This is a genomic window from Legionella sp. PC1000 (assembly GCF_014109805.1).
Taxonomy (GTDB): Bacteria; Pseudomonadota; Gammaproteobacteria; order Legionellales; family Legionellaceae; genus Legionella; species Legionella resiliens.
This window is the reverse complement of record NZ_CP059400.1, coordinates 309,798-335,286: the sequence shown is the minus strand read 5'-3', so window position 1 is coordinate 335,286 and position 25,489 is coordinate 309,798. Positions and strand designations below refer to the sequence as shown.

The window sequence follows — 25,489 nt, the reverse complement described above, 5'->3', positions numbered from 1 at the left end:
CAGGGTTATAAAAGCTACAATTCTATGAATTTATTGAGCTGTACCCTCTAAAACAATTGATAACTTTTCCATCACTTCATCAACAGAAATTAATTGCATAGGTTCTTCACCATGTACATGCTGTCCCCAAACATCTTCAATGCACTTGCTGCCAAGAATTTTTTCTGCAGCTTCAGGATAATGGTTTACAACTAAATGTTGAAAAAGATAAGGACCAGAAATAAGCGGGTTAGTTACCGCGTGTAATGCTACAACTGGGGTGTTTACCGCAGTAGACATATGGGAGGGGCCCGTATCAGGGCAAAGAACTACTGTTGCTTTACTGATAAGTGCCAATAATTGTTTGGGTTTGGTTTTACCCACAAGATTAATTGCAGCAGGAATCGCTTGCGTAATCTGTTCTGCCAACTGTTTATCAAAATCAATTGGTCCTCCCGTAATAATTACCTGTACACTCCATTGTTCTTGCGCTTTTTGCAAAACCTCAATATAACGGGCAACAGGCCAACTACGTTCAGGTTTACTTGCCGCTGGATTCACTACCAAAATGGGACCTTGCTTGGGTAACTGTTGTTCTGCCCATTCATAATCTGCAGAAGAAATAGGTAAATCCCAGCGAATAACACGTTCCTGTATTCCTAAGGCATGGGCAAATTTCAAAAAACCATCCAAGGTATGCTCTAAGCCTGGCGTAATTCGTTCATTGACAAATAAGCCATGTGCATCATTTGCTCGATGCTCATCGTACCCTATTTTTCTTTTTGCTTTGATAAAGGGATAAAGAAAATTCGTTCTGAGACTCGCTTGCGGCGCCAATAACACATCAAAGATACGTCCTTTCATTTGCTTTTTAAAGCGCCAGTAGTCCATAAGACCGTGCGGTTTATCAATTAAAATGAACTCTACTCCATCCATTCCTTCTACCAAATCAAAAGCAGGCCTGGAAATAATCCAAGTCAACTTGGCTTGTGGTAGATTGGCTTGTAACGTTCTAATGAGTGGAACAGCCATTAGAACATCACCTAATGCCGATAAACGTACAATACAAATGGATTTAATCATTCTGTAAAACAAACCGCGAACCACAATAAGGACACACTTCTACTCCGGTTTTTTCAATCGGCAAATAAACCTTAGGATGAGCATTCCATAACACCATATCTTTTGTCGGACAGCTCAGAGGTAATTCATCAAGGTGTACCACATAATTTTTTTTTGTACTCGCTGGTTCTTTTTTTTTTGCTTTTAACATGATGCTCCTTTAAATCTTATTTAATAGGATTATCTAATATTTCCTCAATTTTCGCTATAATCTCTTCGCGAAAAGCCCCATTTTGTGGATCATAATAAAAAGCTTCTCCCCAATGCCTGAGCCAAGTTAATTGACGCTTCGCCAATTGCCGGGTAGCAGCAATCCCTTTATCACGCATTATAGAATAATCATAATCGCCTTGAAGATATTCAAGGGCTTGCCGATACCCCACACAACGCATGGAAGGTAGGTTTATGGTTAAATGCCATTTTTGTTGTAACTGTTTTACTTCTTCAATAAAACCCGCGGCTAACATATGATCAAAACGTTGTGCAATACGTTCATGCAACCACGCTCTTTGCTCTGGAAAGAGAATAAAATTCACAAAATGATAATCTGGCTTTTCCTTATGCTGCTCAAGAAACGCAGACAGGGTCTTACCAGTCACGTAATAGACCTCTAATGCCCGTTGAATTCGTTGTGCATCATGAGCATGAATTCGCGCAGCAGATTCGGGATCAATCTGTACCAATCTTTGATGAAGAACGGGCCACCCCAACAAAGCAGCCTCAGCTTCCAATTGCTGACGTATCGCCGGATTCGCCTCAGGCAAAGCAGATAAGCCTTTTTGTAACGCATTAAAATACATCATCGTTCCTCCGACAAGCAAAGGGATTTTGCCTTTTTTGATGATCGCGTCACACAAAGATAAAGAGTCGGTACAAAATTGAGCAGCAGAATAGGACTCAATCGGAGCCTTGATATCAATTAAGTGGTGTGGTGCCATGTTCAGCTCCTGAGGAGTTGGTTTGGCAGTTCCTATATTCATATCACGATAAATCATTGCAGAATCAACGCTAATAATTTCAAAAGGATATCGTGCTACTAATTCACAAGCTAAAGCCGTTTTTCCTGAGGCAGTTGGTCCCATCAAACAAAAAATTAATTTAACCATTAAGTATCTCAATTAAAAAACAAGCCTTTCCTTTCATGTAGCCTGGGCGCAGAGCAAAGCATAAGCCAGTGGCCCAATATTCTAACAAACCTGGGGGTTCGTACGCTATACCAGGCTGGGCATAAAGCCTGAATTGTAGATTAGGCGCATTGCAAGAAGATAAATAGTATCCGAGGTATTTCTACAAACTATTGGAGATTAGCATGAGTTTGTATGATTTTGTAGGTATTGATGTAGTGAAAGAAAGTGACGCTACCCAATCCTATTTCTTTACTCTGCTAAACTCTGATTTGCAAGCAGTCTGGCTGCACTTGCTCGTGTTCTCTTTCCACGTTAAGATTGCATTTTTTGCTACTCACTTTTCGACTAAGCTTGATTGTTAAGGATAACACCAATGCCAACAAGGAAACTGTCCGCAGGATTACTCCTCCTTGTTCCGACGCTCTTATCAGCTGGAACCATGGGCCAAATCACCATTTCCCCTGCTTATTCCTGGGTAATAACTCTAAGCGGCGGGCCTGCTTGGGCAGATAATCCGGGCAAATCACAAACACTCTCTTTACAACCTGATGTTTTTAAAAATTATGCCGTGGATAATGCATCAGAGACATTGGGCCTAGGCGGATTATTTATAGGCTTCCAAAAAAATATAAATCCAAGCTGGCTGGGACAACTGGGTTTTGCCATTGAGGCAGTTAGCAAGATCACCGTAAGAGGTGATATTTGGGAAGATGCTGATCCTGATTTTAATAATTACTGGTATCAATATGATATTCGACCTATCCGGATAGCCTTAAAAGGGAAAATTCTGACGGATATCAGATTTTGGGCACTGCCTTATCTTAGTGGTTCTCTAGGAGTCAGTTTTAATCGCGCCTCAGATTACAGCATTATACCAAAGATTCCCGAAGAAATTCCTGCACCTTTCTTTTCTAGCAAAACTGAAACTTCTCTTTCTTATAGCATTGGGGCTGGCTTACAAAAACAATTTCACTCTAATTGGTCAGCTGGTGTGGGTTATGAGTTTGCTGATTGGGGTAGGAGTCAATTAGGCCGAGCTCCTGGGCAAACACTAGGCAATGGCTTATCGGATTCTCATTTATATACCCATACTTTGCAGTTTAACGTTACGTTTATTGCTTAAGGATAAAACCTATGAAACGGATGCTACAGGGCCTTGTCGCTTGTTTTACTTTGCTAATGACCGCCGCTTCGCTTTATGCAGCCCCCCAGCCTAAGTTCACACTCATTCCCACAACCGCGACTACGGTGCAGGTTCCTGCTAATGGTGCTGCTACCCTACAATATCAAGTGAGCAATCAAACCAAAATTACCCGTACTTTAACGATTGTGCCACTACCTGGAGTATTCCAAACAAGTACTCAAGCAGGAAGTTGTCCCAATCCATTCATACTCGCTCCCAAGCAATCTTGTCTGTTAACTTTAACGATTTTAGGTCCCCAGCTGCCACCGGCGGGTATTCATGGCGGACCTGTGGTGTGCAAAACAAAGGGGCCAGGAGATAATAGCCCAGATCCTTTTCTTTGTTCTCAACCCAGCCCCTCGAATCAATTAAACATTACTCGTGTAAGCCCTGCGTTAGCCAATCTTGCGGTCAATCCTTCTGTACTCACCTTAATGGCAGGAAGCGGCATTCCCGGTGTTATTCAAATAACCAATACTTCAACGACAATAACAGCCTTTAATGTTCATGCTTTATTGCCTCCTACCTGGACGGATGTCATTCAAGATGCGAGTAATTGTGTCAGTATTGCCCCAGGCGCCAGTTGTCAGTTGCGCGTGACACCGGGAACTATCCCTCGCCCTCAAAGCACTGTGTTTATCCAGGGGGATAATACCATACAGGCAAGCATTTTGCTTTCCGTAGCCCCTCCACCCAGTGCAACCATTACGGTCACCGGCTCCCCATTAATCCTCATTAAAAATGGTTCTACACTTGGCCTAACCGTCACGAATACCTCAACGAATGTGACGGCTATCAATGTTCGCGCCCTTCTGCCTGCAACCTGGAATGATGTCATCCAAGATGCCAGTAATTGTGCCAATATTGCCCCAGGCGCTAGCTGTCTATTACGATTTACACCGAGCGGCACAGCCCACCCTCAGATAACCGTGCCTGTACAAGGCTCCAATACCAATACTGTGCCCGTATTAATTGCTGTGAAAACCCTATTAGCTTATATAGCGAATGATTTTGCAAGTGGTACAAATCAGGTTACTCGTTGTGAAGTAGGTATTAATGGTGATTTTCTCAACTGCCTTAATGCAGGAGGGTTTAACAACCCCTTCGATCTGGTTATAAATCCTGCGGGTACTTTGATTTACATTACAAATGCAACCGGAAATAATATAACTAAATGCGAGTTCGATTCAATTGGGGGTTTAGTTAATTGTAATCAAGCAGGCAGCGGATTTAATAGCCCTGAAGGAATTACCCTGAACGCTGCAGGAACTTTTGCATATATCGCTAATACCGCCAGTAGCTCTATATCAAAATGCCAAATTGATGCAGCTGGTAATTTAAGCATCTGTAATTTAACCGCAGTAGGTGCAACTTTTATCGACCCCGTGGATATAATATTCAATTTCGCCCACACAAGAGCGTATGTGAGTAATTTTGGTTCAGGCGAAATAACAAAATGTGATGTTGCTATAAACGGTGAGTTAACATGCAGCCCTACACCTGCTGGAACCGGTTTTAACACTCCACTCGGAATTACTTTGAATCAGACAGAAACTCTAGCTTATATAGCGAATCAATTTGGGAACTTTGTCTCTAAATGTGGAGTGAGTTCCAATGGAAACTTAATAAATTGTGTAAACTCCCAAACAATTAATCAACCCCGTTATTTGGTATTTCATCCAACCGAGCCCTTGGTCTATATTACTCAAGCCGTTAATGATACTGTCTCGAAATGCCAAGTAGCTGCGAATGGGGATATCATTAACTGTACCCAAACCGGTTCAGGTATGGATGGCCCTACAGGAATTATTTTCAGTTTAAGATAAGCAAGCTTATCCTGGTTGCTTGCAACTATATGCAGGAGACTCAGTTGTAAGCGCTCAGGTTTTCAGACATGTAATAAATTTTTACAATCTTCGCTCGTCAACACTTTAAATAGTCCTGGTCTTTTGTTTTCCTCATTATATAGTCTAAGGAGTAACTCATTTAATTCCATTTTTTCCTCAAGACTTAAAAGTCTGGGATCAAATACTTGCGAGCGGTTCATTAATTCAAGCAAGGTATTCTGGTTCACTACATCACAAGCAGCAACAGAGTCCAAGAATAACCGCAAATCTAAATGGGGCATACACAGCGGCATACTGCGAATGACTGCTTCATTTTCTCCTAACCATTCCAGATTTATTCCTAATTGTTGGAGACACTGTTCTAACTCCAAAGAACTACTTTGTAATTTCTGGGGAAAGGAATATGGAATCGCTACCAATAAAGGCCTGCTCGCCAAAGGCAATACCAATTGAGGTATTTGCTCCTGCAGTCTATATTGATGCAGACTCACAACATCAACAACATACGGCTGTTGATGGATGAATGCCAAAATGTATTGGCTATTCAAAATGATCCAGGGTAATTCGGTTTCTAAATTATAAAGACTTTTGCTTGATGCAGCCAATTTAGGGTAGGGCTCATAAACCGCTTGAACCTCTTCATGCCTCGGCTGTTCGAATAATGCATATGCTATCTCTTCATTGAACTCATTTTTTGACTTCAATGCAGCAGTCAATTGTGACGTAAAAAAATCAAAAACCAAGCGAGGCTGCTGAAAGCGCACCTCATGTTTGGTAGGATGTACGTTCACATCTACCTCTGCAGGGTTAATCGTCAAATACAACACACAGGCAGGAAAACGACCAGGATACAATAAGCCATCATATGCCTGCTTAAGTGCCTGGTGAATTAGTCTATCTTTTACCATGCGCTGATTAATATAAACCCACAATCGATCATTCTGACTGCGCTGAAAATTAGGGCTACTTATCCATCCGCCAAGTTTCATTGCACCATGCTCTACATCAAGATAAATTGATTCTTTAACAAAAGTACTACCCAAGATACGGGTCATACGGGTTAAACGAGTTTGTTCATTGGTTGCGGCAGGAAGCGATAAAACCTGTCTCCCATTATGTTTCAGTGTTAGTGCAATACCAGGAACACTTAAAGCAAAACGTTTCACTACTGTTTCGATTGCTTGAAATTCTAGTTTTTCGCTTTTTAAAAATCGTTTTCGTACCGGTGCATTAAAAAATAAATCAACAACATCTACTGTCGTTCCTGCAGTGCGAGCGCAAGGGGATATTGCTCTTTCTGTACCTTGCACTCGCAGCATCATTGCCGTTTCTTGTTGTTCCGGCTTGGAGCTAATCGTGACTTTTGCTACAGAAGCAATACTGGCTAATGCTTCTCCACGAAAGCCCATACTATCAATTGCATATAAGTCATTAAGTGTACTGATTTTGCTGGTTGCATGTGCAGCAATTGCCAAAGGCAAGTCTTCTGCTACGATGCCAACTCCATTATCACTGATCTTGATTTGATTGAGGCCACCATAACCTATTTCTATAGTAATCGTATCTGCACCTGCATCAAAAGAATTTTCCAGTAGTTCTTTCACTACCGATGCAGGCCGTTCTATTACTTCTCCCGCAGCAATTTGATTTGCTATAAGCGGTGGTAATTGCTGAATTCTTATGCCCATGCCTGAGGAATCACCAATTTTTGACCTGGCTTAAGCCGAGTAATACCGCGTAAATGATTCATGGATTGTAAGGCCCCAATTGAAACATGGTAACGCGCAGCGATAGCAGGTAACGTTTCTCCAGCGCGAACCAAATGGACATTATTGGTTGTCATTGCTTCAATGCGCGATCCGTGAGGGGGATTTTCCCAGAAGTACCCTTTAATGCCTTGAAAAATTGCTTGGCTCAATCGAGCCTGGTAAGCAGGGTTAGTTAAATTTCGTTCCTCTATAGGATTGGAAATAAATCCTGTTTCCACCAAAATTGAAGGAATATCAGCAGACTTCAAAACTACAAACCCAGCTTGCTCCACTTTGTTATTATGCAAACTAGTAAAATTACCGAGCTGATTTAAAACACGCCCACCCATTTGCAAACCTGAATTAATCGTGGCTGTTTGTGATAAATCAATGAGTACAGAGCGAACAACCCCATTCTGATCATCTAAATCACCTAAATTCACTCCGCCTAATTCAGAATAGTTTTCCTTTTCTGCAAGCCAACGTGCTGCTTCACTTGTTGCTCCCCTTTGTGATAAAGCAAATACCGAAGCACCATTTGAATGAGGGTTATTAAATGCATCAGCATGAATGGCAACAAAAACATCTCCATTATATTTTCTGGCAATATCCAGCCGTTGTCGTAAACCCACGTAATAATCTCCCGAACGAGTCAATACTGCACGCATACCAGGCTGTCTGTCGATTAGTTGTTTTAGTTTTAAAGTAATTGCCAATACAACATCCTTTTCTCGGGAATTACGAGGACCTCGAGCGCCAGGGTCTTTGCCCCCATGCCCCGCATCCAAAACCACAATAACATCACGCAGTTTAGTTGGTCTCCTGCTTACTTTAATAGGGTTCTGATTTGTCAAAATAGGACGTGCTTGTTGTTTGGGTTCGGTTTTTGCAGATAATTTAGCCTGTTGTATTTTCGGTGTAGCATATGTCTTCGATACTACAGCAGATTTAGGAATACTTGCGGCAATGGGTGCAACAAGAGGGCCACTATGAACTAAATCAACGCGTATACCTCCAAAAGCGCCGTTAGGTTTCCAAGGAGAGGAGCGCAGTTGGACTTTTTGATTCACTTCAAAAACCAATCTTAAGGTTCTAGGTTCAGAATGCCCACTCCGAACTTGTTTTACTAATCCATTAATTAAACCCAATTGATTTAAATCCACAGCAAGTTGTGTTTCCTTTAAGTCCAATACAACCCGACCAGGATGATCCAAAAAAAATAATTTGTGGGTGAATGGTCCATTAATAGATAGAAAAAGTGAGGTTTGGTTACCCTGTTGTTTTAAAACAACAGACTGTAGTTGAGCACTAAATGTTGTAATAGAACAAAGACACATTACAACAAAACACCATGAGCGAAATATCATCTTTCACCTGCCAGGCGAACTAAAATTCTTTTACCCGCTGCACTCAATGCCATAACTTGCATTTCACGTCCAGCCCCTTTAATACCTAACTTAAAACGAATATCTACAGGAGGCAATATTCCTCCAGCATGTTCTGCCCATTCAATACAACAGATACTCTCCTGGGTAAAATAATCTCTGAATCCAATATATTCCAATTCTTCCTCATGGTGTATTCGGTAGAGATCAAAATGGTGTATGGTCAAATGATTGCATGTATAACTTTCTACCAATGAAAAGGTAGGACTTTTGATTGCAGATTGAATGCCTAAATGTTTCAACATAGCGCGAATAATAGTTGTTTTGCCTGCACCCAAATCACCACTAAAGGTCATGATTAAGGAAGGACAAAGGCAAGAAGCCAGATGAGCGGCAAAATTTTCGCTTGCCGTTTCATCTGGTAAATTCAGTGTTATAACCGTATTCGATTCGCTATTTATCATCATTCAGGGTAATTCAAGACATGAGGTAAAACATCAAATAAATCACTGGCCAGTAAACCAGCTCCTCCTATTTTTTTCGCTGACAGATCTCCAGCAACTGCATGCGCCCATACACCACATTGCGCTGCTTCGGATAAAGAAAATCCTTGGGCGCAAAGCCCTCCAATAATACCGCTTAACACGTCACCCATACCAGCACTAGCCATAGCAGGGTTACCCCGAGAACAAACAAACGCATCTTTCTCTGCTGTTTGAATTACGGTTCCAGCCCCCTTCAGTACAACGACTCCCCCGTATTGCTTCTGGATATTTGCTGCCGCCTGATATCTATCTTTCTGAATCAAATCAGTAGTACAAGAGAGCAAACAAGCCGCTTCACCAGGATGTGGGGTTAATATCCAATTATCATCCATCTGTGAGTTTTCGGCTAATAATCTTAAGGCTGATGCATCAATAACCATAGGTAATTGTGATGTAATTGCCATTAAAAACAGGTTAATAGCCCATTCACTTTCTCCCAGGCCAGGGCCAATAATACACACTGTGGCTCGATCTAAAAGCGGCATTAAATCTTTAGCGGTTTCAACAGCACTTACCATAGCCTCGGGGATTAATGGTAAGGCGCTCTTTGCGTGTTCAGGCCATGTTGCAATAGTTACTGAACCTGCGCCTGTTCGCATTGCCGCTTTGGCGGCGAGGCCAATGGCTCCAGGCATCCCTGGCCCTCCACCAATTACCAAAACATGACCATAATTTCCCTTATGTGAATTTTTTTTGCGCCCAGCAAGCGGCAAAGCCAAGGTCTCTGAACTTAAAAGACAGGCAGCAGGAGTCAATTGAGTCACACAGGAATCAAGTTGTAAAGAACAACAGTGTATATCCCCACAATAATCAGGACCATCCGCAGTATACATACCCGATTTCTGGGCAATAAACGTTAACGTGGTATTGGCTTTAACACAAAAATTCTCTACCTTGCCTGTATCTGCGTTAAGGCCCGATGGAATATCCAAAGCTACGACAGGTAGACCACTCATATTGATCTGATTAATTGCCGATACAATAACCCCACGAACAGGTCCTTTCAGCCCTATCCCTAATAAAGCATCAATAACTAATTCTGCTTCACTGTCTAATGGTTCATCTACAGCTTGACATTCAACTCCTGCACTTATAGCCATTAAAGCCGCATGTTGGGCTGCAACAGGAAGGTCGGCCACCGCCTTACATTGGTAAATTGTCACTAATAATCCATGTTCATGTGCTAAACGTGCCACGACATATCCATCACCTGCATTATTTCCGGCGCCACAGTACACAGCAATATGACGAACATGGGGATATAGTTTTGTTATAAGAAAAAATGCCTCTGCTCCGGCACGAGACATAAGTGCATTTTCATCTAATTGATATATAGAAGTAGCCTGTTGCTCACAAGCTCTAATTTGCTCACAACGATAAAGCGCGTTTGTTGGTATGATCACCTTGTGCTCCAAATTTACTATAGCGCCACCACTAAGTTCTATACATTGCAAGCTCGTTCAGTTCAGTCATGTACTTGTGTACACTCCTTCACTTCACTTTACTTGCGCCTTGTCTAGAACTTAGTTGGATGACGCTATATTTCGAACACGTTTCATATATGCAGTCTAGGAAAGGGTGAATCAAACCCGAGTTTCGTTTTCACGCCTTCACCAGGCTACTTCCATTTACTTGACTAACTTTAACGAAGGCTTGCTTTTAGAAGTAGTTGAACCATCAGATTCAGAACCTGATGAGCCAGAAGATGCTGGAGGCGGCTCTTCTTCTTCTTCGATAGCAAAAGCAATACCCCTGCCATTTTCTTTAGCATAGATTTCCAGTACTGATCCTGGCGGAACAAAAATTTGTTCTGTTTTTCCTGAAAAACGCGCAGTAAAGATAATTCGATCATTTTCCAATAAAAGACCGCGTGTTGCTGCCGGAGAAATATTTAACACAATGCGATCATGGTTTACATGTTCTCTCGGCACCTGTACACCCGTATATGCTGCATTAACCATGATATAAGGAGTTAATTCGTTATCTACTATCCAATCATAGGCAGCGCGAATTAAATAAGGTTTGTTTGATGTCATTGTCATTATTTATGCCGCTCTTAGTTGTCGCTCAGCATCAGTCAAACTTGCTTGAAACGATTCACGTTTGAACAAGCGCTGCATGTAAGCAATTATTCCTTTAAACTCCGGTGCAATTTCAATTCCCAATCGAGGCAAGCGCCACAACAAAGGTGCTAATGCACAATCCAATAAAGAAAACTCATCACTTAAAAAATAAGATTTATCTGCAAATACAGGATCAAGCGCGGTAATGCTTTCGAATAAATTTGTCCTGGCATGTTCTGCATTATCATCTTTTAAAATGCGATTCATTAAATAATACCAATCATGTTCTATCCTGTGCATCATTTTTCGTGTTTCAGCACGAGCAACAGGGTAGACAGGCAACAATGGAGGATGAGGAAATCGCTCATCTAAATATTCCATAATAATACGTGGTTCATAAAGCACAAGTTCTCTATCAATTAAAGTAGGAACGGTCCCATATGGATTAACGGATAACAGATCAGCGCTGGGATCTACCTGTTTGGCAGTAAGAATTTCTACATTTACCCCTTTTTCAGCCAACACAATCCGAACCTGATGGCTGTAAACATCATCTGTATCGGAAAATAATGACATTATAGTGCGCTTCGCAACAATTGCCATGAGCAACTCCTATTTAATTCAACTATAACAAAAGTAAGTACAAACACACAAAACCTGCACTTTACCACATTTTTACCTTTTTGGGTTACTTTATGCCGTTTTTTCGCCAATAAACTCTCTTTAACCCGAGAACAACAAGAAATAAAACAAATAAAAAGCTAACAACATACAATCCTATCCGGTATCTTATTGACTGCATTGGCTCGCCAACATATGCAAGAAAACTAACCAAATCGTGTAACTCGTTATTAAACTGATCTTTGGGTAGTTCATGATTCAACGTTTCTAAAATATTGGGCATAGCCACACCCGGGACAAGGCGGTTATTCGTACCAAAAGGCCTAGCATCATCTCGATAAAAGCCATTTAAATAACTATAGAGCCATTCGGTTCCTTTTTCTCGAGCAACTAAAGATAAATCCGGGGGTACTATCCCAAACCACTGTTTTGCATCTTCGGGCGGCAAAGCAATGCGAATCGGATCATTAACTGTTGCTTGCGTAAAAATCAGATTATTTTTTAATAAATCTTCATTTATTCGACCATCAAATCTTGTTATGCCTAATCCTTTGGCCATGTGATTATAACGCAAATAGTTCAAGGAGTGGCAACCAGAGCAATAATTCATAAATAGTCTAGCGCCTCTTTGCAGGCTTGCCTTATCTTGTACATCAACTTCTGCTGAATGGGCCAGTACAACTGAATTTAGAAGTAAGATAAAAAAACATAAAGACAAGTAAAAAGACACTCCTTTCATGCGCATTATTCCCCTCCTAAGCGTGAAGGTACTGCGCGCGACTTTTCAAAACGAGTATAAAAAGGCATCAACAAAAAATAGGCAAAATACAATATAGTACAGATACGTGCTAAAAACAAACGCACAGGAGTTACAGGAATTGTCCCCAAATAACCTAATAGTACAAAAGCTACGCCCACTAGAAACAACATAATTCGGGAATAATTTCCTTTGTAACGAATGGAGCGAACAGGACTACGATCAAGCCAAGGTAGAAAGAAAAGAACTAATAAAGCGAATCCCATACACACCACCCCTAATAGTTTATCAGGGATCGCTCGCAATATGGCGTAAAATGGAGCCATATACCACATTGGAGCAATATGATCCGGAGTGATTAAAGGATTCGCCGGGACAAAATTATTATGCTCTAAAAAGTACCCCCCCATTTCAGGAGCGAAAAACACAATTGCAAAAAAGAGGGTGAGGAAAGCAATCACCATGACTAGGTCTTTAACTATGTAGTAAGGATGAAAAGGAATCCCATCTAAAGGCTTTCCTTTTTCATCCAGCTTATTTTTGATTTCAATCCCATCCGGATTATTAGAACCTACCTTATGTAGGGCAACCACATGCAAGAAGACCAGAAAAAATAGTAAGAATGGAAGGGCAATAACATGCAAAGCAAAAAAACGTTGTAAGGTGGCATTGCCCACTGTGTAATCACCTCTTAACCAAATAACAAGATGTTCACCAATATATGGAATAGCACTTAACAATGAAGTGATTACTTCGGCTCCCCAATAGGACATTTGCCCCCAAGGCAACAAATAACCAAAAAATGCGCCAGCTAATAGCACGATGTAGAGCAACATCCCCAAAAGCCAAACCAGCTCCCGTGGCTTTTGGTACGAGCCATAAAGTAGGCCGCGAAACATATGTAAATAAATAACAATAAAGAATGCAGAGGCACCTGTTGAATGCATATACCGAAATAACCAACCAAAATTAACATCGCGCATTATGTATTCTATGGACGAAAAAGCCTGTTTAGCGCTTGGGGTATAAAACATAGTCAGCCACAAACCTGTAATGAATTGATTAACTAAAACCACAAGAGCTAATGAACCAAAAAAGTAAAAAAAATTTAAATTTTTTGGTAGGTAATAGGCACTGAAATAATTTTTCCAGGTGCTCATCAACGGAAAGCGCGCATCGAGCCATTTGAGGAGTTTATTCATTTAATCGAGCCTTTTTCTGTTACCTATCATAAATTGCATCCAGGCTATATATTATGCGACATGGAATTTATGCTTTATCCTCGCCAATCACAATAGTTTGCTTATCGATAAAATAATATGGGGGTACTTCCATATTAATCGGTGCAGGGACATCTTTAAAAACCCTGCCAGAAAGATCAAAAGTAGAACCATGGCAAGGACAGAAAAATCCACCAGGCCAATCAGGTCCTAAATCGCCAAGATGGGGTTTGTATTTTGGCGAGCAGCCTAGGTGAGTACAGATGCCTATAAGTACTAAATATTCTGGGTTAATCGATCGGTGGTTATTTTTTGCATAGGAAGGTTGCTGTCTTGTCAGCGAATTCGGATCGCGTAACCTTGAGGAATACGTAGTTAAGCGTTGCAACATTTCTTCAGTTCGTCGAATTATCCATACAGGTTTTCCACGCCACTCAACAACTACCAGATTACCTGGTTCCAGTTTACTTAAATCAACTTGCACTGGCGCACCTTCGGCTTGAGCTTTGGCACTGGGCAACCAAGAAGCAACGAAGGGAGTTAAAGCACATAGAGCACCTACCCCTCCTAATACACAAGTTGTAGTTAACAAAAAACGACGACGATCTTCATCTACCAGATCGTTTTTATCCTGCTCAGGATCAGTAATTTGATTCACCATATCGTTTGCTATGCATGTATGTAGCCTGGGTGCAGCGAAGCGAAACCAGGGAAATCTAGTTTTATCTAGATCACAATCCCGGGTTTCGCTTCGCTGCACCCAGGCTACGTAAAACAAAAAACCCCGCATCGGCGGGGTTTTTTGACCAATATACGATTAACGTTTTGAGTATTGAGTTGCACGACGTGCTTTGTGCAAGCCCACTTTCTTTCTTTCAACACGACGTGAATCACGTGTTAATAAGCCACGTGCACGCAGTCTTCTACGGACTGAATTTGGATTGGGCTCAGCATCTTCCGCCAATCCTTTTTCATCATAAGCAACTAATGCTCTTGCGATACCCAAACGTACAGCACCTGCCTGGCCAGAAATTCCACCGCCAGAAACCGTAACATAAACATCAAATTTATTAACAAGTTCAACGGTTTCTAATGGCTGCATCACAACCATGCAAGAAGTTTCACGACAAAAATATTCCTGTAAAGTACGGCCGTTTACCTTGATCTCGCCTTTACCCGGACGTAAAAACACACGAGCTGTTGAACTTTTTCTACGGCCAGTGCCGTAGTATTGCTTCACTTCAGCCATAATACTTATTCCTCAATATCAAGTTGCTTGGGTTGCTGTGCAGTATGTGGATGTTCGTTGCCGACATATACTTTTAGCTTACGATACATCTCTCTACCTAAAGGATTCTTTGGTAACATGCCTTTAACAGCAAGTTCGATAATTCTAACAGGATTTCTGGCCTGTAATTTTTCAAAACTATCTGATTTTATTCCACCAGGATATCCGGTGTGACGATAGTACATCTTGTTGGTAAACTTACGACCGGTTACAATAACTTTTTCCGCATTTGTAACAACAATGTAGTCGCCTGTATCAACATGGGGGGTATACTCAGCTTTATGTTTGCCACGTAAACGACGAGCAATTTCAGTTGCTAAGCGACCCAAAACTTTATCGCTGGCATCAACTACTAACCAATCACGTTTGACTTCGTGGCTTTTGGCACTAAATGTCTTCATTAAATGAACTCCGAACCGCCTAAATTTGGTAATCTTCTATCATGGACGGGCGATTTTAACCAAAACAGAAACATCCTACAAGTAAAAAGGATAAAAATTTATAAACAATTATTAAATCCGCGTAAATATATCAAATTTCAAACAAGAATCATAATAATTTTTTACTTCATTATCGTCCTGCGCAGCGACTGAATCTTATACACATCGCTGAAAAACACGGCTCTACCCCGCGATTTGTCCGCGGATAGACCACATAGGCAGAGACGTGTTCTAGAGACAGCAACGAAGCAGAAACCAAGGAAAACGTTACTATAGAAAACCAGGGATTCTCTTCGTTGGTTCAGATTACAATCTTATTGATCATTCTTGATCAATAAGTAACTGCTCGGCAACCCTGCCAGAAATCAAATGTCTTTCTATAATTTCATCAATATCAGCAAAGGAGGAATAAGAGTACCACACACCTTCAGGATAAATCACGATGCATGGACCCGAACTACAACGTCCTAGACAACCTGATTTACTCACACGAACTTTACCTGGACCATGCATTTCCAGTTCTAAGAGTCGCGACTTCATATAATCAAAATAAATTTCACCGCCAGAATTGGCGCAGCATTGCTTGCCTGCAGCCTTTTGATTGGTGCATATCAGAACATGTTTATTGTAATAAGCCAACGGTTACTTTCCTATAGATTCAATTTTTGTCTTTAATTTCAAACCAGGTTTAAACGTTACAACTCTCCTGGCTACTACAGGAATTTCCTCTCCTGTCTTAGGATTCCTACCCGGCCTTTGTGGCTTGTCCCTTAATGTAAAATTACCAAAACCAGATAATTTTACATGATGTCCATGCTCAAGAGCATGCCGCAATTCCTCAAAAAAATTTTCGACCATTTCTTTTGATGCGGGTTTAGACAATTTTAATTCATCACACAAGGTTTCTGCCATTATTGCTTTGCTCAGTGCATTCACGATTATTCCCTCAATATGATTGAAAATTTATTTTCTAACGTATTGATTATAGCACTAATTAGAGAATTAATCTCCGCATCCACCAAAGTGCGGCTTTCATCTTGCAAAGTCATGGCAACTGCAAGGCTTTTCTTCCCATGTGGAACCCCTTCCCCGGTATACACATCAAATACATCAAAAGATTTTAACCAATTTTCTTTTACAGTTGAGCGAACAACGGATTCAATTTGCATCACGCTGATATCAACATCAACTAAAAACGATAAATCTCGACGTATTTGCGGATATTTTGAAATTGTTTTATAGCGTGGCGCTTCGTCTCCGATTAATGCTGCTAAATTTATTTCAAACAATAAAACATCTTCTTGCAAATCCAATGCGTCTACCAAACGCGGATGGAGCATACCTACCCATCCTGCAACGACTCCATTAATCTTTATCTGGGCTGATTGTCCAGGATGTAACGCATCATGTGCCGCAGCTGTGAATTCAACCTGCTTTAATTTGAGTGAAGCAAATAGTGATTGAAGATCACCTTTCAAATCAAAAAAATCAAAAACCCGGGTAGGCTCACTCCAATTAGCACTTCCTTGTTCTCCCATCAACAAACCCGCAACACAAGGACGTTCGATGAGATGCCCCTTGTTAACATCAAATACTACGCCAATTTCAAAGAACTTAACTGCATTTTGCTGACGATGAACATTATAAATCATTGAGGCGATCAATCCTGGCCACATCCCTGCACGCATTTGTGATAATTCTGAAGAAATGGGGTTTAGCAATTGCATAAACTCTTTATGAGGATAAAGCTCGTGTTGTAATTCCGGATCAACAAAGCTGTAGCTAATTGTTTCGTGATAGCCTCTGTTGCTGAACCAACGCGAAAGCTTTGTCGCAATTTCTTCATTTCCGCATGCTTTTCCTGGCTGCACAAATGTATACGTAGGTTGAGCCTGTAAATTATCATAACCGTAAAGGCGGATGATTTCTTCCACTAAATCCACATCTTGCTGGATGTCAAAGCGATGAGAAGGAATCGTAACATCAAGGAAATTATTTCGTTCTTTTCCAATAACAATGCCAAGTCCTTCCAATAAACTCTTCATTTCTTGCAAGGAAATATCAAGTCCGGTTAATTTTTTAACTTTATCTGTATCAAAAGCAAAACTTACCGTTGCGGGTAGATATTTTTGGTCTTGAGCTTCAATAACGGGTCCAGGTTTCCCACCTGCAATTTCTAAAATTAACGCAGTAGCTCGTTCTAGAGCTTTTATCTGCAAGCATGGATCCACTCCTCGCTCAAAGCGTTGTGACGAATCACTGAATAAGCCAAACTTTCTTGCAACCCCCGCAATGACAATCGGATTAAAATAAGCACTTTCCAAAAATACGTCTTGTGTATGCGCCTGTACCGAGCTCGCCTCTCCCCCCATAATACCAGCCATTGCCAAGGGTTTTTCTTTGTCGGCAATAACCAATACTTTTTCATTTAAAGTCAATTCTTGACCATCAAGCAGCTCCAACTGTTCTTGGGAATTACTAAAACGCACTTTAATGTCACCTTTGATTGTTGCTAAATCAAAAGCATGCATAGGTTGCCCCAATTCGAGCATTACATAATTCATAACATCCACAACAGGATGCAATGTGCGAATACCACTTCGACGCAAGCGCTCACTCATCCACAAAGGCGTATTGGCCTTAGGATTTATATTACGGATCACTCGGGCGCAATAACGCGGGCAAGCCTCTGTATGTTTCAACTCAATGGTCAATACATCATCAATGCTAGGAGTCACCTCGGAAATATTTTTTTCCGCTAAGGGGAGTTTATTTAAAACAGCTACTTCGCGGGCAATACCTAAAACACTAAAACAATCGGCTCGATTAGGGGTTAAATCAATATCAAAAACATGGTCATCAAGAGTTAAATACTTACGTAAATCCATTCCCACAGGTGCATCACTTTCCAACTCCATAATACCTTCGGATTGCTCAGCCATTCCCAATTCACTTACAGAGCACAGCATTCCTTGGGACAGCTCACCACGTAATTTAGATTCTTTAATATTAAAACCACCTGGCAAATGCGCTCCAATCATTGCTAAGGCAACCTTTAATCCAGGCCTTACATTAGAAGCCCCACAAACAATTTGCAGCGGCTTATCGGTATTTGCATTCACTTGGCATAAGGTTAATTTATCCGCGTTAGGATGGGGTTTGGTACTAAGAACTTCAGCAACGATTACATGAGTAAACTCCCCTGCTACTGGACTCACCGCATCTACTTCAAGGCCGGCCATAGTCAGTTGCTTTGCTAATTCTTGTTCAGTTAATGAGAAATTCACCCATTCACGTAACCATAATTTACTTAATTTCATTTATAGTCCTTACCACCTTATTAAACTATTTATTGAACTCTGTAGACAGCGCCCATCTATTGAACTTCAATACTGAATACACTCAACCAGCGACATTTCTTAAAATTGACTTAAAAAAGTAAGATCATTTTCAAACATCATACGTAAATCATCTATTCCGTAATACAACATTGCCAGTCTATCCATGCCCATACCAAATGCCCAACCTTGATACTCATCTGGAGAAATGTTTACCGCTTTAAGTACATTAGGATGCACCATGCCGCAACCTAAAACTTCAAGCCATCCGGTAAACTTACAGGAGCGGCACCCTTGACCACTGCATTGTGTACACTCAATATCTACCTCTGCGGAAGGCTCCGTAAAAGGGAAATAGGATGGTCTAAATCGCAATGCTAATTTGCGACCGAAAAAATCGGCAAAAAGATCTTCGAGCAATCCTTTTAAACTTGCTAAAGTAGCCTGTTTATCAATCAACAAACCTTCTACTTGATGGAACATGGGTGTGTGGGTCAAATCTGAATCACAACGATAGACCCGTCCAGGCGCAATTAAGCGGAAAGGCGGTTTACGTTGCTCCATAGTACGAATTTGTACAGGTGAGGTATGGGTTCGCAATAATCGGCCATCACCAAAATAGAAAGTATCATGCATTGCACGTGCAGGATGATGCCCAGGAATATTTAAAGCCTCAAAATTATAAAATTCAGTTTCTATTTCCGGGCCATCGACAATATCAAAGCCCATGCGACTAAAAAACTCATTAATTCGGTGCTTCACCTGCGTCACTGGATGCAGTGAACCACTTTCTTTCTTACGTCCTGGAAGGGTGACATCGATACGTTCTGCGGAGAGTTTTTCTAATAATTGCTTTTCTTTGAGTTCAAACATTTTCGTTTCAATCAATGTACTGATTTCACGTTTTGACTGATTTACTAATTGACCTACTTTAGGTTTTTCTTCGGCGGATAGATATGCAAGGCTTTTTAAAATTTCCGTTAGCTTACCTTTCTTGCCTAAAAAATCAACGCGAATTGATTCCAATTCAGATACATCTTGTGCATTCTTAATTGCTTCAGAAGCCTGCTCTTGTATGGTGATGATATCCTGCATAATTATACCCACAAGTAAAAAGGAGGCCGCAGCCTCCTTAAAATAAATTTCATCTTTATCTAGCGTTCTTAACGAGCTTGGCCTGGGTGAAGGGTAGCAGACCCCGATCCCGGTTCTGCTAGGCTTCACCCAAGCTACCTTTAATAAAGATTATTTTGCTAATGCAGCTTTAGCTTGTTCAGCAATTGCAGCAAAAGCTACTTTGTCATGAACAGCCAGATCAGCCAATACTTTTCTATCCAGTTCAATTGATGCTTTTTTCAATCCATCAATTAAACGGCTGTATGATAATCCGCACTCACGAGCTTGTGCATTAATACGCGTAATCCACAATGCACGAAACTGACGTTTTTTCTGGCGTCGATCACGATAAGCATATTGACCTGCTTTAATTACTGCTTGTTTTGCCATGCGGTAGGTACGACTACGGGCTCCGTAATAACCTTTTGCTTGGTCTAAAACTTTCTTGTGACGTGCTTTCGCTGTCACACCACGTTTAACTCTTGGCATTCTTCATTCCCCCCCTTAACTACCGTGCAACATACGTTCTGCCAAACGCGCATCGCATGGCTTCAAAGTTCCGGCTTCTACACGCAAATGTCGTTTTGCTTTGGTAGACTTTTTGGTGAGGATATGATTTCTATAAGCACCGCGACGTTTAATCGCGCCACTTGCTGTCTTACGGAAGCGTTTAGATGCTCCGCGATGTGACTTTAACTTCGGCATAACAATGTACTCCGCATTTATTTCAGCTACTTAGTTTTTTTGGGTGACAATACCATCAGTAATTGTCTTCCTTCGCGTTTCGCTTGCTGTTCTACAACAGCAAATTCAGCAGTATCCTGCTGTAAACGCTCAAGAATCTTCATACCGAGTTCTTGATGCGCCATTTCACGGCCACGAAAACGTAGCGTGATTTTGACTTTATCACCATGATTTAGGAAACGGATCAGGTTGCGTAGCTTGACCTGATAATCTCCATCTTCCGTCGTAGGACGGAATTTTAATTCTTTGACCTGAATTTGCTTCTGCTTTTTCTTTGCTTCATTTTGCTTTTTACTCAGTTCAAAGAGAAACTTGCCATAATCCATAATTCGGCATACAGGAGGCTTGGCTGTTGGTGATATTTCCACCAGATCCAACCCACTTTCTTCCGCTGCACGTAGCGCTTCACGTGTAGAGACAATTCCTGCCTGGTTACCATCGACATCAATTAAGCGTACCTCAGGTACATTGATCTGTTCATTAATTCGTGCGCGATCATTTTCACGCTTAGTTGGTGCACTAATGGTTTAACCCCCCCTGTTTGTTAATTAATAATTGACCCTTTACGAGCAATTTCTTGCGCCAAGGTATCACAAATTGTATCGATTGTCATCACACCTAAATCTGCTCCTTCACGAGAGCGCACAGCAACCTGGTTTGATTCAACCTCTTTATCTCCTATCACTAAAAGATAAGGTACCTTTTGTAAAGTATGTTCGCGAATTTTAAAGCCAATTTTCTCATTTCTCAAGTCATAGTTGGCCCGAACACCTCTTTTTTGTAAAATTTGGGTCACTTTACTCGCATACTCGTTCTGTTTTTCACTAATTGTCAGAACAATTGCTTGTACCGGGGATAACCATAAAGGTAATTTTCCTGCATAGTGCTCTATTAAAATCCCCATAAAACGCTCAAAAGAACCTAAAATTGCACGATGCAACATCACGGGGGTCTGTTTGCTACCGTCTTCTGCGACATAAGAAGCATCCAAACGACCTGGCATCGAAAAATCTACTTGTATGGTTCCACATTGCCAGATTCTACCTAAACAATCAGCTAAGGAACATTCAATTTTAGGCCCATAAAAAGCTCCTTCACCTGGAGCATCAACCCATTCTATATTTCTGCCTTTCATTGCTTGTTTTAAAGCAGCCTCGGCTTTATCCCAAACATCATCACTTCCAACTCGCTTTTCGGGGCGTAATGCCAAACGATATTTGATCTCGTTAAAACCGAAATCGGTATATACAGACTGGACGAGCTCAAGCATCATCGCCACTTCGGATTGAATTTGATCTTCCGTACAGAAGATATGAGCATCGTCTTGAACCATGTTACGAACACGCATCAGGCCATGTAATGCACCTGAAGGTTCGCAGCGATGGCAATTACCAAACTCGGAAAATCTTAATGGTAAATCTCTATAGCTTTTTAATCCTTGATTGAATATTTGCACATGACAGGGGCAGTTCATTGGCTTCACTGCATAGTGACGATTTTCTGTCTCGGTGACAAACATCTCATCTCTAAAATTAGCCCAATGACCGGATTTTTCCCAAAGCACCCTATCAACTAATTGGGGTGTTCTTATTTCTTGGTAACCAAAATCAGCCAATCGGCTACGCATATAGCGTTCAAGTTCTTGATAAATTGTCCAACCCTTGGGATGCCAAAACACCATTCCAGGAGCAATATCCTGAAAGTGGAACAATTCTAAACTCTTACCCAATTTACGATGATCACGTTTTTCGGCTTCTTCAAGACGAAATAAATAATCAGCCAAAGATTTTTTATCAGCCCAGGCAGTTCCATAGATACGTTGCAACATTTCGTTATTGGAATCGCCGCGCCAATATGCGCCAGCTAATTTGGTCAGCTTAAATGCCTTCAAAAATCCAGTAGAAGGCACATGAGGACCTCGACAAAGATCTTCAAAGTCTCCTTGTTTATATAAAGACAATACTTCATCTTTGGGAATATCAGCAATAATCCTTGCTTTGTACTCTTCACCGAGACTTCTGAAATACTTGATTGCCTCATCGCGTGGCAGTTCCCTGCGCGTTACAGGGTAATTTGCCTTGGCCAATTCCGCCATTTTTGCTTCGATTGCTTCGAGATCTTCAGGGGTAAATGGTCTTTGGAATGCGAAATCATAATAAAAACCATCTTCGATTACAGGACCTATGGTCACTTGGGCTGTTGGAAAAAGACTCTTAACCGCTTGGGCTAGTAAGTGCGCCGTAGAATGACGAATAACTTCAAGACTTTCTTCTTGTTTTTCAGTAAGGATAACTAATGCACAATCTTTTTCGATAAGAAAAGAAGTATCTACCAGGCGATCATTGACACGACCTGCTAAGGCAGCTTTAGCCAATCCCGGACTTATAGTGTGGGCGACATCATAAACAGTTAAAGGCGCTTCAAAATGTTTTATACTTCCATCAGGCAATTTAATGTTTGGCATAATTTTATCCGTAAGCACTTCTTTTCAAAAAAAAACCCTGCATGGCAGGGCTTAAACCTTAATTAAGAGGAGTCAATCTCAAGCATCGTAAACGTTTTCGCTCTATCGCTGGAAATCCATATTTGGCTCATCTTGAACGGTTACCAAGCATCATCCCAAATGAAAACGGGGCTCCTGGAATACGATTTATTGCATGGTAGGCACGAGTGGGATCGAACCACCGACCACCACCATGTCAAGGTGGTGCTCTACCACTGAGCTACGTGCCTATAAAACGACCTGCATATACATTGAGGTGAAGTATATAATAAGGTGATATTACAAAGCAATCATTTAACCTAGAAAAAGCTGTTGAGTGCATAATGCACACGTTAATGTGTGTGGGAGATACCGGATATTTAAATCTTTTTTGTGAGCAGTATTCATCTTCTACGGCCAACAAAAATTTAAAGATCCAGTAGATTTAGCGCTCCTCGGCTTTGCTTTTTTGAATTATTTCATCCTTAAGAAATTGCTATTTCACGCCTATAGAGCAGAACTTGCAGTAAAAACTCGCTTACATTGTGTTTCACAACCTCTTTAAAACAATTATTAGAAACAAATACTTTTCGTTGGCGTTCGGAGCTTGTTCCTGAATCCATAATTGCCTGAAGCGTTGCAAAATAAGGTTGATAATTGAGTTGCTCGATGTAGGGTTTTAATTTCTCAAACCACTCCTTCAACTCGTCGCCATTAATTTGATTTTTTCCATCCATATTCATTACTAATTCAGCATCCAAACCATAACGAATAGCTCTCCATTTATTTTCTCGAGAAAGCCAATAAGGAGGATAGGCTACTGATTCAAGCCAACTTCCATTATCAGCAAACCAGTGAGCAAGAACATGGATAAATGCAACAAGCGCCAATGTTTCTGCAAGTGTTGCTGCTCCATCACAAGCACGAATTTCCAAAGTTCCAAAACCACAACTTGGTCTTAATCCCACCATAAATCTTTAAGTGACTTTATAGAGCCGCATGATTTAAGCGTCTTATACAAATATTCAAAATCCTGCCATGAGCGTACATGGTAAGGTTGAGCTGCTGTAGGAAGGGCCTCATAGGTAGTGGGGCGACACGAAGCAAGTCCTGTGTCAATTCCTTGCCAAAAAGGAGCTGGAGGAAAGCGCTAATACATGAGGCAAAAAATACATGAAAAAATTATCAAACCGTATGCATTCTTCCCCACTCGACATACCTAGATGCACATGAAGACCATATACACTCATCCTACGGGTAAGCCATTGATTGCGATCGATTAAATCTTGATAGCGATCTGTGGGTGAGATCACCCAATCAGCATATTTTGAGAAGGGATGAGAGCCCGTTGTTGCCAGTAAAATACCCAATTTTTTCGCAACATGCTGAAGCTCAAAAAGTGTTGCATAAAGATCTTCTTAACTTCTTGCACCAAAGTGCATTTGGACGTATTGACTTCGATGGTACTTAAATAGAATTCCAGTTTGATCTTCTCAAGATGGGACACAGCATTTAAAACATCTTCTGCTCGAGAGCATAAATTGTATGCTTTCAGCATCAATGAGTTGTAGTTCTATTTCTACCCAAAGTCAATATTCCATTACTGTTAAAAAGAATTTCATCTTCTGATGCTAATAATGGCTGAGTAGTATCTGATGTTTGCGCTGATAAGGATTCGTTGAGTTGACTTTGCAAGGTTAACCTTCTTTTTATTATTGGAAATAGCATAGAAAAGTATCCTCTTTGGATATTTTTGAGGAACTCTATACAGTTAGATTTAATAGTGATGTACAATAAATATACCATTAAATATTCATATCTGATGAAATAATTCGTACACAAATCATTTACGATACTAATGGTTAAAGCGCCCAATTTCAACCGTGAATTTTTATAAGACCATCCATGAACACTATTGAAAAAGATCAAGTGGATCAAAAAATTGATCTGCAAACACAATCCGAACTCCGTTCCAAAAGCATTATTCTTGCCTTGCGCAAAATCATGCAGCAAATGGATTTTCATTCCAGACGTTTAAATAAATGTTATGGTTTAACTGTACCGCAAATCGCATGTTTGTATGAAATTTATGAAAATGGAATTATGACCATCTCTAGCTTATCGAAAAAAGTGTATCTATCCATGAGCACCTTAGTGGGTGTGATCGATCGCTTGGAAGAAAAAGAATTTGTTCTGCGCACACGAGACCGTAAGGACCGTCGCATTATTTACATCGATATTACTGAAAAAGGAAAAGATTTCGTTCGTGCCGCCCCCTACCTTCTGCATAATCGACTTAATGAAAATCTTCGTTCTCTGGATGAACAGGAACAAATAATTCTGGCTAACTCAATTAATTTATTGGTTAATCTCTTAAAAGACATTTAAAAGAAAATCAAAATTTATTTTTTATCCAGACTAACAATTGGTTCCGTATTGTCTACAAGACACCAGACTAACAAGAAAAGGGTAATCGTTCAGGGA

General features: G+C 40.8%; 28 protein-coding genes, 1 tRNA gene and 1 pseudogene. 4 read left to right on the top strand and 26 right to left on the bottom strand.

All coding sequences use genetic code 11. The features are described from left to right. Positions 1–30: 30 nt before the first annotated feature. The 3 genes from FOLKNPGA_RS01525 to miaA are packed head-to-tail and all read right to left on the bottom strand — an operon-like array spanning position 31 to position 2,207. Entirely contained in the window at positions 31–1,062 is a 1,032-nt protein-coding gene (locus tag FOLKNPGA_RS01525; RefSeq protein WP_182351427.1) for a glycosyltransferase family 9 protein, read from the bottom strand. Beyond that, positions 1,055–1,252 carry a zinc-finger domain-containing protein gene (locus FOLKNPGA_RS01520; protein ID WP_182351426.1) on the bottom strand — a complete coding sequence of 66 codons (198 nt, stop codon included), beginning with the start codon at positions 1,250–1,252 and terminating at the stop codon, positions 1,055–1,057. Before FOLKNPGA_RS01520 ends, FOLKNPGA_RS01525 begins: the two co-directional genes overlap by 8 nt. A gap of 16 nt (positions 1,253–1,268) precedes the next feature. Continuing rightward, positions 1,269–2,207: a tRNA (adenosine(37)-N6)-dimethylallyltransferase MiaA gene (gene miaA, locus FOLKNPGA_RS01515; RefSeq protein WP_182351425.1), complete on the bottom strand. Its 939-nt coding sequence runs from the start codon at positions 2,205–2,207 to the stop codon at positions 1,269–1,271. A gap of 203 nt (positions 2,208–2,410) precedes the next feature. On the opposite strand from miaA, the gene FOLKNPGA_RS01510 reads away from it, so the two are divergent. Genes FOLKNPGA_RS01510 through FOLKNPGA_RS01500 form a run of 3 tightly spaced genes read left to right on the top strand, consistent with a single transcriptional unit; the run spans position 2,411 to position 5,237 of the window. Continuing rightward, positions 2,411–2,590 carry a hypothetical protein gene (locus tag FOLKNPGA_RS01510; RefSeq protein ID WP_182351424.1) on the top strand — a complete coding sequence of 60 codons (180 nt, stop codon included), beginning with the start codon at positions 2,411–2,413 and terminating at the stop codon, positions 2,588–2,590. 11 nt (positions 2,591–2,601) lie between these two features. Then, positions 2,602–3,351 carry an outer membrane protein gene (locus FOLKNPGA_RS01505; protein ID WP_255466032.1) on the top strand — a complete coding sequence of 250 codons (750 nt, stop codon included), beginning with the start codon at positions 2,602–2,604 and terminating at the stop codon, positions 3,349–3,351. A gap of 11 nt (positions 3,352–3,362) precedes the next feature. Beyond that, complete coding sequence (locus tag FOLKNPGA_RS01500) at positions 3,363–5,237, top strand: hypothetical protein (RefSeq protein WP_182351423.1); 1,875 nt, start codon at positions 3,363–3,365, stop codon at positions 5,235–5,237. A 62-nt stretch (positions 5,238–5,299) separates the two neighbouring features. On the opposite strand, the gene mutL is transcribed toward FOLKNPGA_RS01500, so the two are convergent. From mutL to FOLKNPGA_RS18820, 23 genes and pseudogenes are all read right to left on the bottom strand, one after another. Further along, positions 5,300–6,946, bottom strand: a complete 1,647-nt coding sequence (gene mutL, locus FOLKNPGA_RS01495; RefSeq protein WP_182351422.1) for a DNA mismatch repair endonuclease MutL — start codon at positions 6,944–6,946, stop codon at positions 5,300–5,302. Then, positions 6,937–8,373: an N-acetylmuramoyl-L-alanine amidase gene (locus FOLKNPGA_RS01490; RefSeq protein ID WP_182351421.1), complete on the bottom strand. Its 1,437-nt coding sequence runs from the start codon at positions 8,371–8,373 to the stop codon at positions 6,937–6,939. Before FOLKNPGA_RS01490 ends, mutL begins: the two co-directional genes overlap by 10 nt. Further along, complete coding sequence (gene tsaE, locus FOLKNPGA_RS01485; protein ID WP_370529197.1) at positions 8,370–8,855, bottom strand: tRNA (adenosine(37)-N6)-threonylcarbamoyltransferase complex ATPase subunit type 1 TsaE; 486 nt, start codon at positions 8,853–8,855, stop codon at positions 8,370–8,372. Before tsaE ends, FOLKNPGA_RS01490 begins: the two co-directional genes overlap by 4 nt. Then, positions 8,855–10,339 carry an NAD(P)H-hydrate dehydratase gene (locus FOLKNPGA_RS01480; RefSeq protein WP_370529172.1) on the bottom strand — a complete coding sequence of 495 codons (1,485 nt, stop codon included), beginning with the start codon at positions 10,337–10,339 and terminating at the stop codon, positions 8,855–8,857. The genes tsaE and FOLKNPGA_RS01480 overlap by 1 nt, the downstream gene beginning before the upstream one ends. A 225-nt stretch (positions 10,340–10,564) precedes the next feature. Further along, positions 10,565–10,978, bottom strand: a complete 414-nt coding sequence (locus tag FOLKNPGA_RS01475) for a ClpXP protease specificity-enhancing factor (protein WP_182351419.1) — start codon at positions 10,976–10,978, stop codon at positions 10,565–10,567. A gap of 3 nt (positions 10,979–10,981) precedes the next feature. Beyond that, positions 10,982–11,602, bottom strand: a complete 621-nt coding sequence (gene sspA, locus FOLKNPGA_RS01470; protein ID WP_182351418.1) for a stringent starvation protein SspA — start codon at positions 11,600–11,602, stop codon at positions 10,982–10,984. Positions 11,603–11,687: 85 nt separating this feature from the next. Then, positions 11,688–12,365 (bottom strand): cytochrome c1, encoded by a 678-nt coding sequence (locus tag FOLKNPGA_RS01465; protein ID WP_182351417.1) that lies wholly within the window; start codon positions 12,363–12,365, stop codon positions 11,688–11,690. Beyond that, complete coding sequence (locus FOLKNPGA_RS01460) at positions 12,365–13,579, bottom strand: cytochrome bc complex cytochrome b subunit (RefSeq protein ID WP_182351416.1); 1,215 nt, start codon at positions 13,577–13,579, stop codon at positions 12,365–12,367. The genes FOLKNPGA_RS01465 and FOLKNPGA_RS01460 overlap by 1 nt, the downstream gene beginning before the upstream one ends. 67 nt (positions 13,580–13,646) lie before the next feature. After that, the gene (petA, locus tag FOLKNPGA_RS01455; protein ID WP_182351415.1) at positions 13,647–14,258 is read right to left on the bottom strand and encodes a ubiquinol-cytochrome c reductase iron-sulfur subunit; all 612 of its coding nucleotides are present in this window, start codon (positions 14,256–14,258) and stop codon (positions 13,647–13,649) included. Between the two features lie 156 nt (positions 14,259–14,414). Then, a complete protein-coding gene (gene rpsI, locus FOLKNPGA_RS01450) occupies positions 14,415–14,846 on the bottom strand; it encodes a 30S ribosomal protein S9 (RefSeq protein WP_182351414.1) in 432 nt (143 codons plus the stop codon). A gap of 5 nt (positions 14,847–14,851) precedes the next feature. Then, positions 14,852–15,286, bottom strand: coding sequence for a 50S ribosomal protein L13 (gene rplM / locus FOLKNPGA_RS01445; protein WP_182351413.1), 435 nt, complete (start codon positions 15,284–15,286; stop codon positions 14,852–14,854). 360 nt (positions 15,287–15,646) lie between these two features. Continuing rightward, positions 15,647–15,964 carry a ferredoxin gene (locus FOLKNPGA_RS01440; protein ID WP_182351412.1) on the bottom strand — a complete coding sequence of 106 codons (318 nt, stop codon included), beginning with the start codon at positions 15,962–15,964 and terminating at the stop codon, positions 15,647–15,649. A 3-nt stretch (positions 15,965–15,967) separates the two neighbouring features. Continuing rightward, the gene (locus FOLKNPGA_RS01435; RefSeq protein ID WP_019234608.1) at positions 15,968–16,261 is read right to left on the bottom strand and encodes an integration host factor subunit alpha; all 294 of its coding nucleotides are present in this window, start codon (positions 16,259–16,261) and stop codon (positions 15,968–15,970) included. Between the two features lie 2 nt (positions 16,262–16,263). Then, entirely contained in the window at positions 16,264–18,645 is a 2,382-nt protein-coding gene (pheT, locus tag FOLKNPGA_RS01430) for a phenylalanine--tRNA ligase subunit beta (protein ID WP_182351411.1), read from the bottom strand. A gap of 99 nt (positions 18,646–18,744) precedes the next feature. Next, a complete protein-coding gene (gene pheS, locus FOLKNPGA_RS01425) occupies positions 18,745–19,758 on the bottom strand; it encodes a phenylalanine--tRNA ligase subunit alpha (protein ID WP_182351410.1) in 1,014 nt (337 codons plus the stop codon). A gap of 150 nt (positions 19,759–19,908) precedes the next feature. Then, a complete protein-coding gene (rplT, locus tag FOLKNPGA_RS01420; protein WP_019234611.1) occupies positions 19,909–20,268 on the bottom strand; it encodes a 50S ribosomal protein L20 in 360 nt (119 codons plus the stop codon). Positions 20,269–20,283: 15 nt separating this feature from the next. Next, on the bottom strand, positions 20,284–20,484 hold the full coding sequence (gene rpmI, locus FOLKNPGA_RS01415; RefSeq protein ID WP_019234612.1) for a 50S ribosomal protein L35: 201 nt from the start codon (positions 20,482–20,484) through the stop codon (positions 20,284–20,286). Between the two features lie 26 nt (positions 20,485–20,510). After that, positions 20,511–21,047 carry a translation initiation factor IF-3 gene (gene infC / locus FOLKNPGA_RS01410; RefSeq protein WP_182352718.1) on the bottom strand — a complete coding sequence of 179 codons (537 nt, stop codon included), beginning with the start codon at positions 21,045–21,047 and terminating at the stop codon, positions 20,511–20,513. Positions 21,048–21,067: 20 nt separating this feature from the next. Next, positions 21,068–22,987, bottom strand: a complete 1,920-nt coding sequence (gene thrS, locus FOLKNPGA_RS01405; protein ID WP_182351409.1) for a threonine--tRNA ligase — start codon at positions 22,985–22,987, stop codon at positions 21,068–21,070. Between the two features lie 194 nt (positions 22,988–23,181). Further along, a tRNA-Val gene (locus FOLKNPGA_RS01400) sits at positions 23,182–23,256 on the bottom strand. A gap of 234 nt (positions 23,257–23,490) precedes the next feature. Continuing rightward, a complete protein-coding gene (locus tag FOLKNPGA_RS18830; RefSeq protein ID WP_255466029.1) occupies positions 23,491–23,976 on the bottom strand; it encodes a hypothetical protein in 486 nt (161 codons plus the stop codon). After that, positions 23,964–24,375 (bottom strand): annotated as a pseudogene (locus tag FOLKNPGA_RS18825) (glutamate-cysteine ligase family protein). Before FOLKNPGA_RS18825 ends, FOLKNPGA_RS18830 begins: the two are co-directional and overlap by 13 nt. Positions 24,376–24,562: 187 nt before the next feature. Further along, on the bottom strand, positions 24,563–24,733 hold the full coding sequence (locus FOLKNPGA_RS18820) for a hypothetical protein (protein ID WP_255466028.1): 171 nt from the start codon (positions 24,731–24,733) through the stop codon (positions 24,563–24,565). A gap of 177 nt (positions 24,734–24,910) precedes the next feature. Between FOLKNPGA_RS18820 and FOLKNPGA_RS01390 the strand changes: the two genes are divergently transcribed. Continuing rightward, the gene (locus FOLKNPGA_RS01390) at positions 24,911–25,393 is read left to right on the top strand and encodes a MarR family winged helix-turn-helix transcriptional regulator (RefSeq protein ID WP_182351408.1); all 483 of its coding nucleotides are present in this window, start codon (positions 24,911–24,913) and stop codon (positions 25,391–25,393) included. The last annotated feature ends 96 nt before the right edge of the window (positions 25,394–25,489 follow it).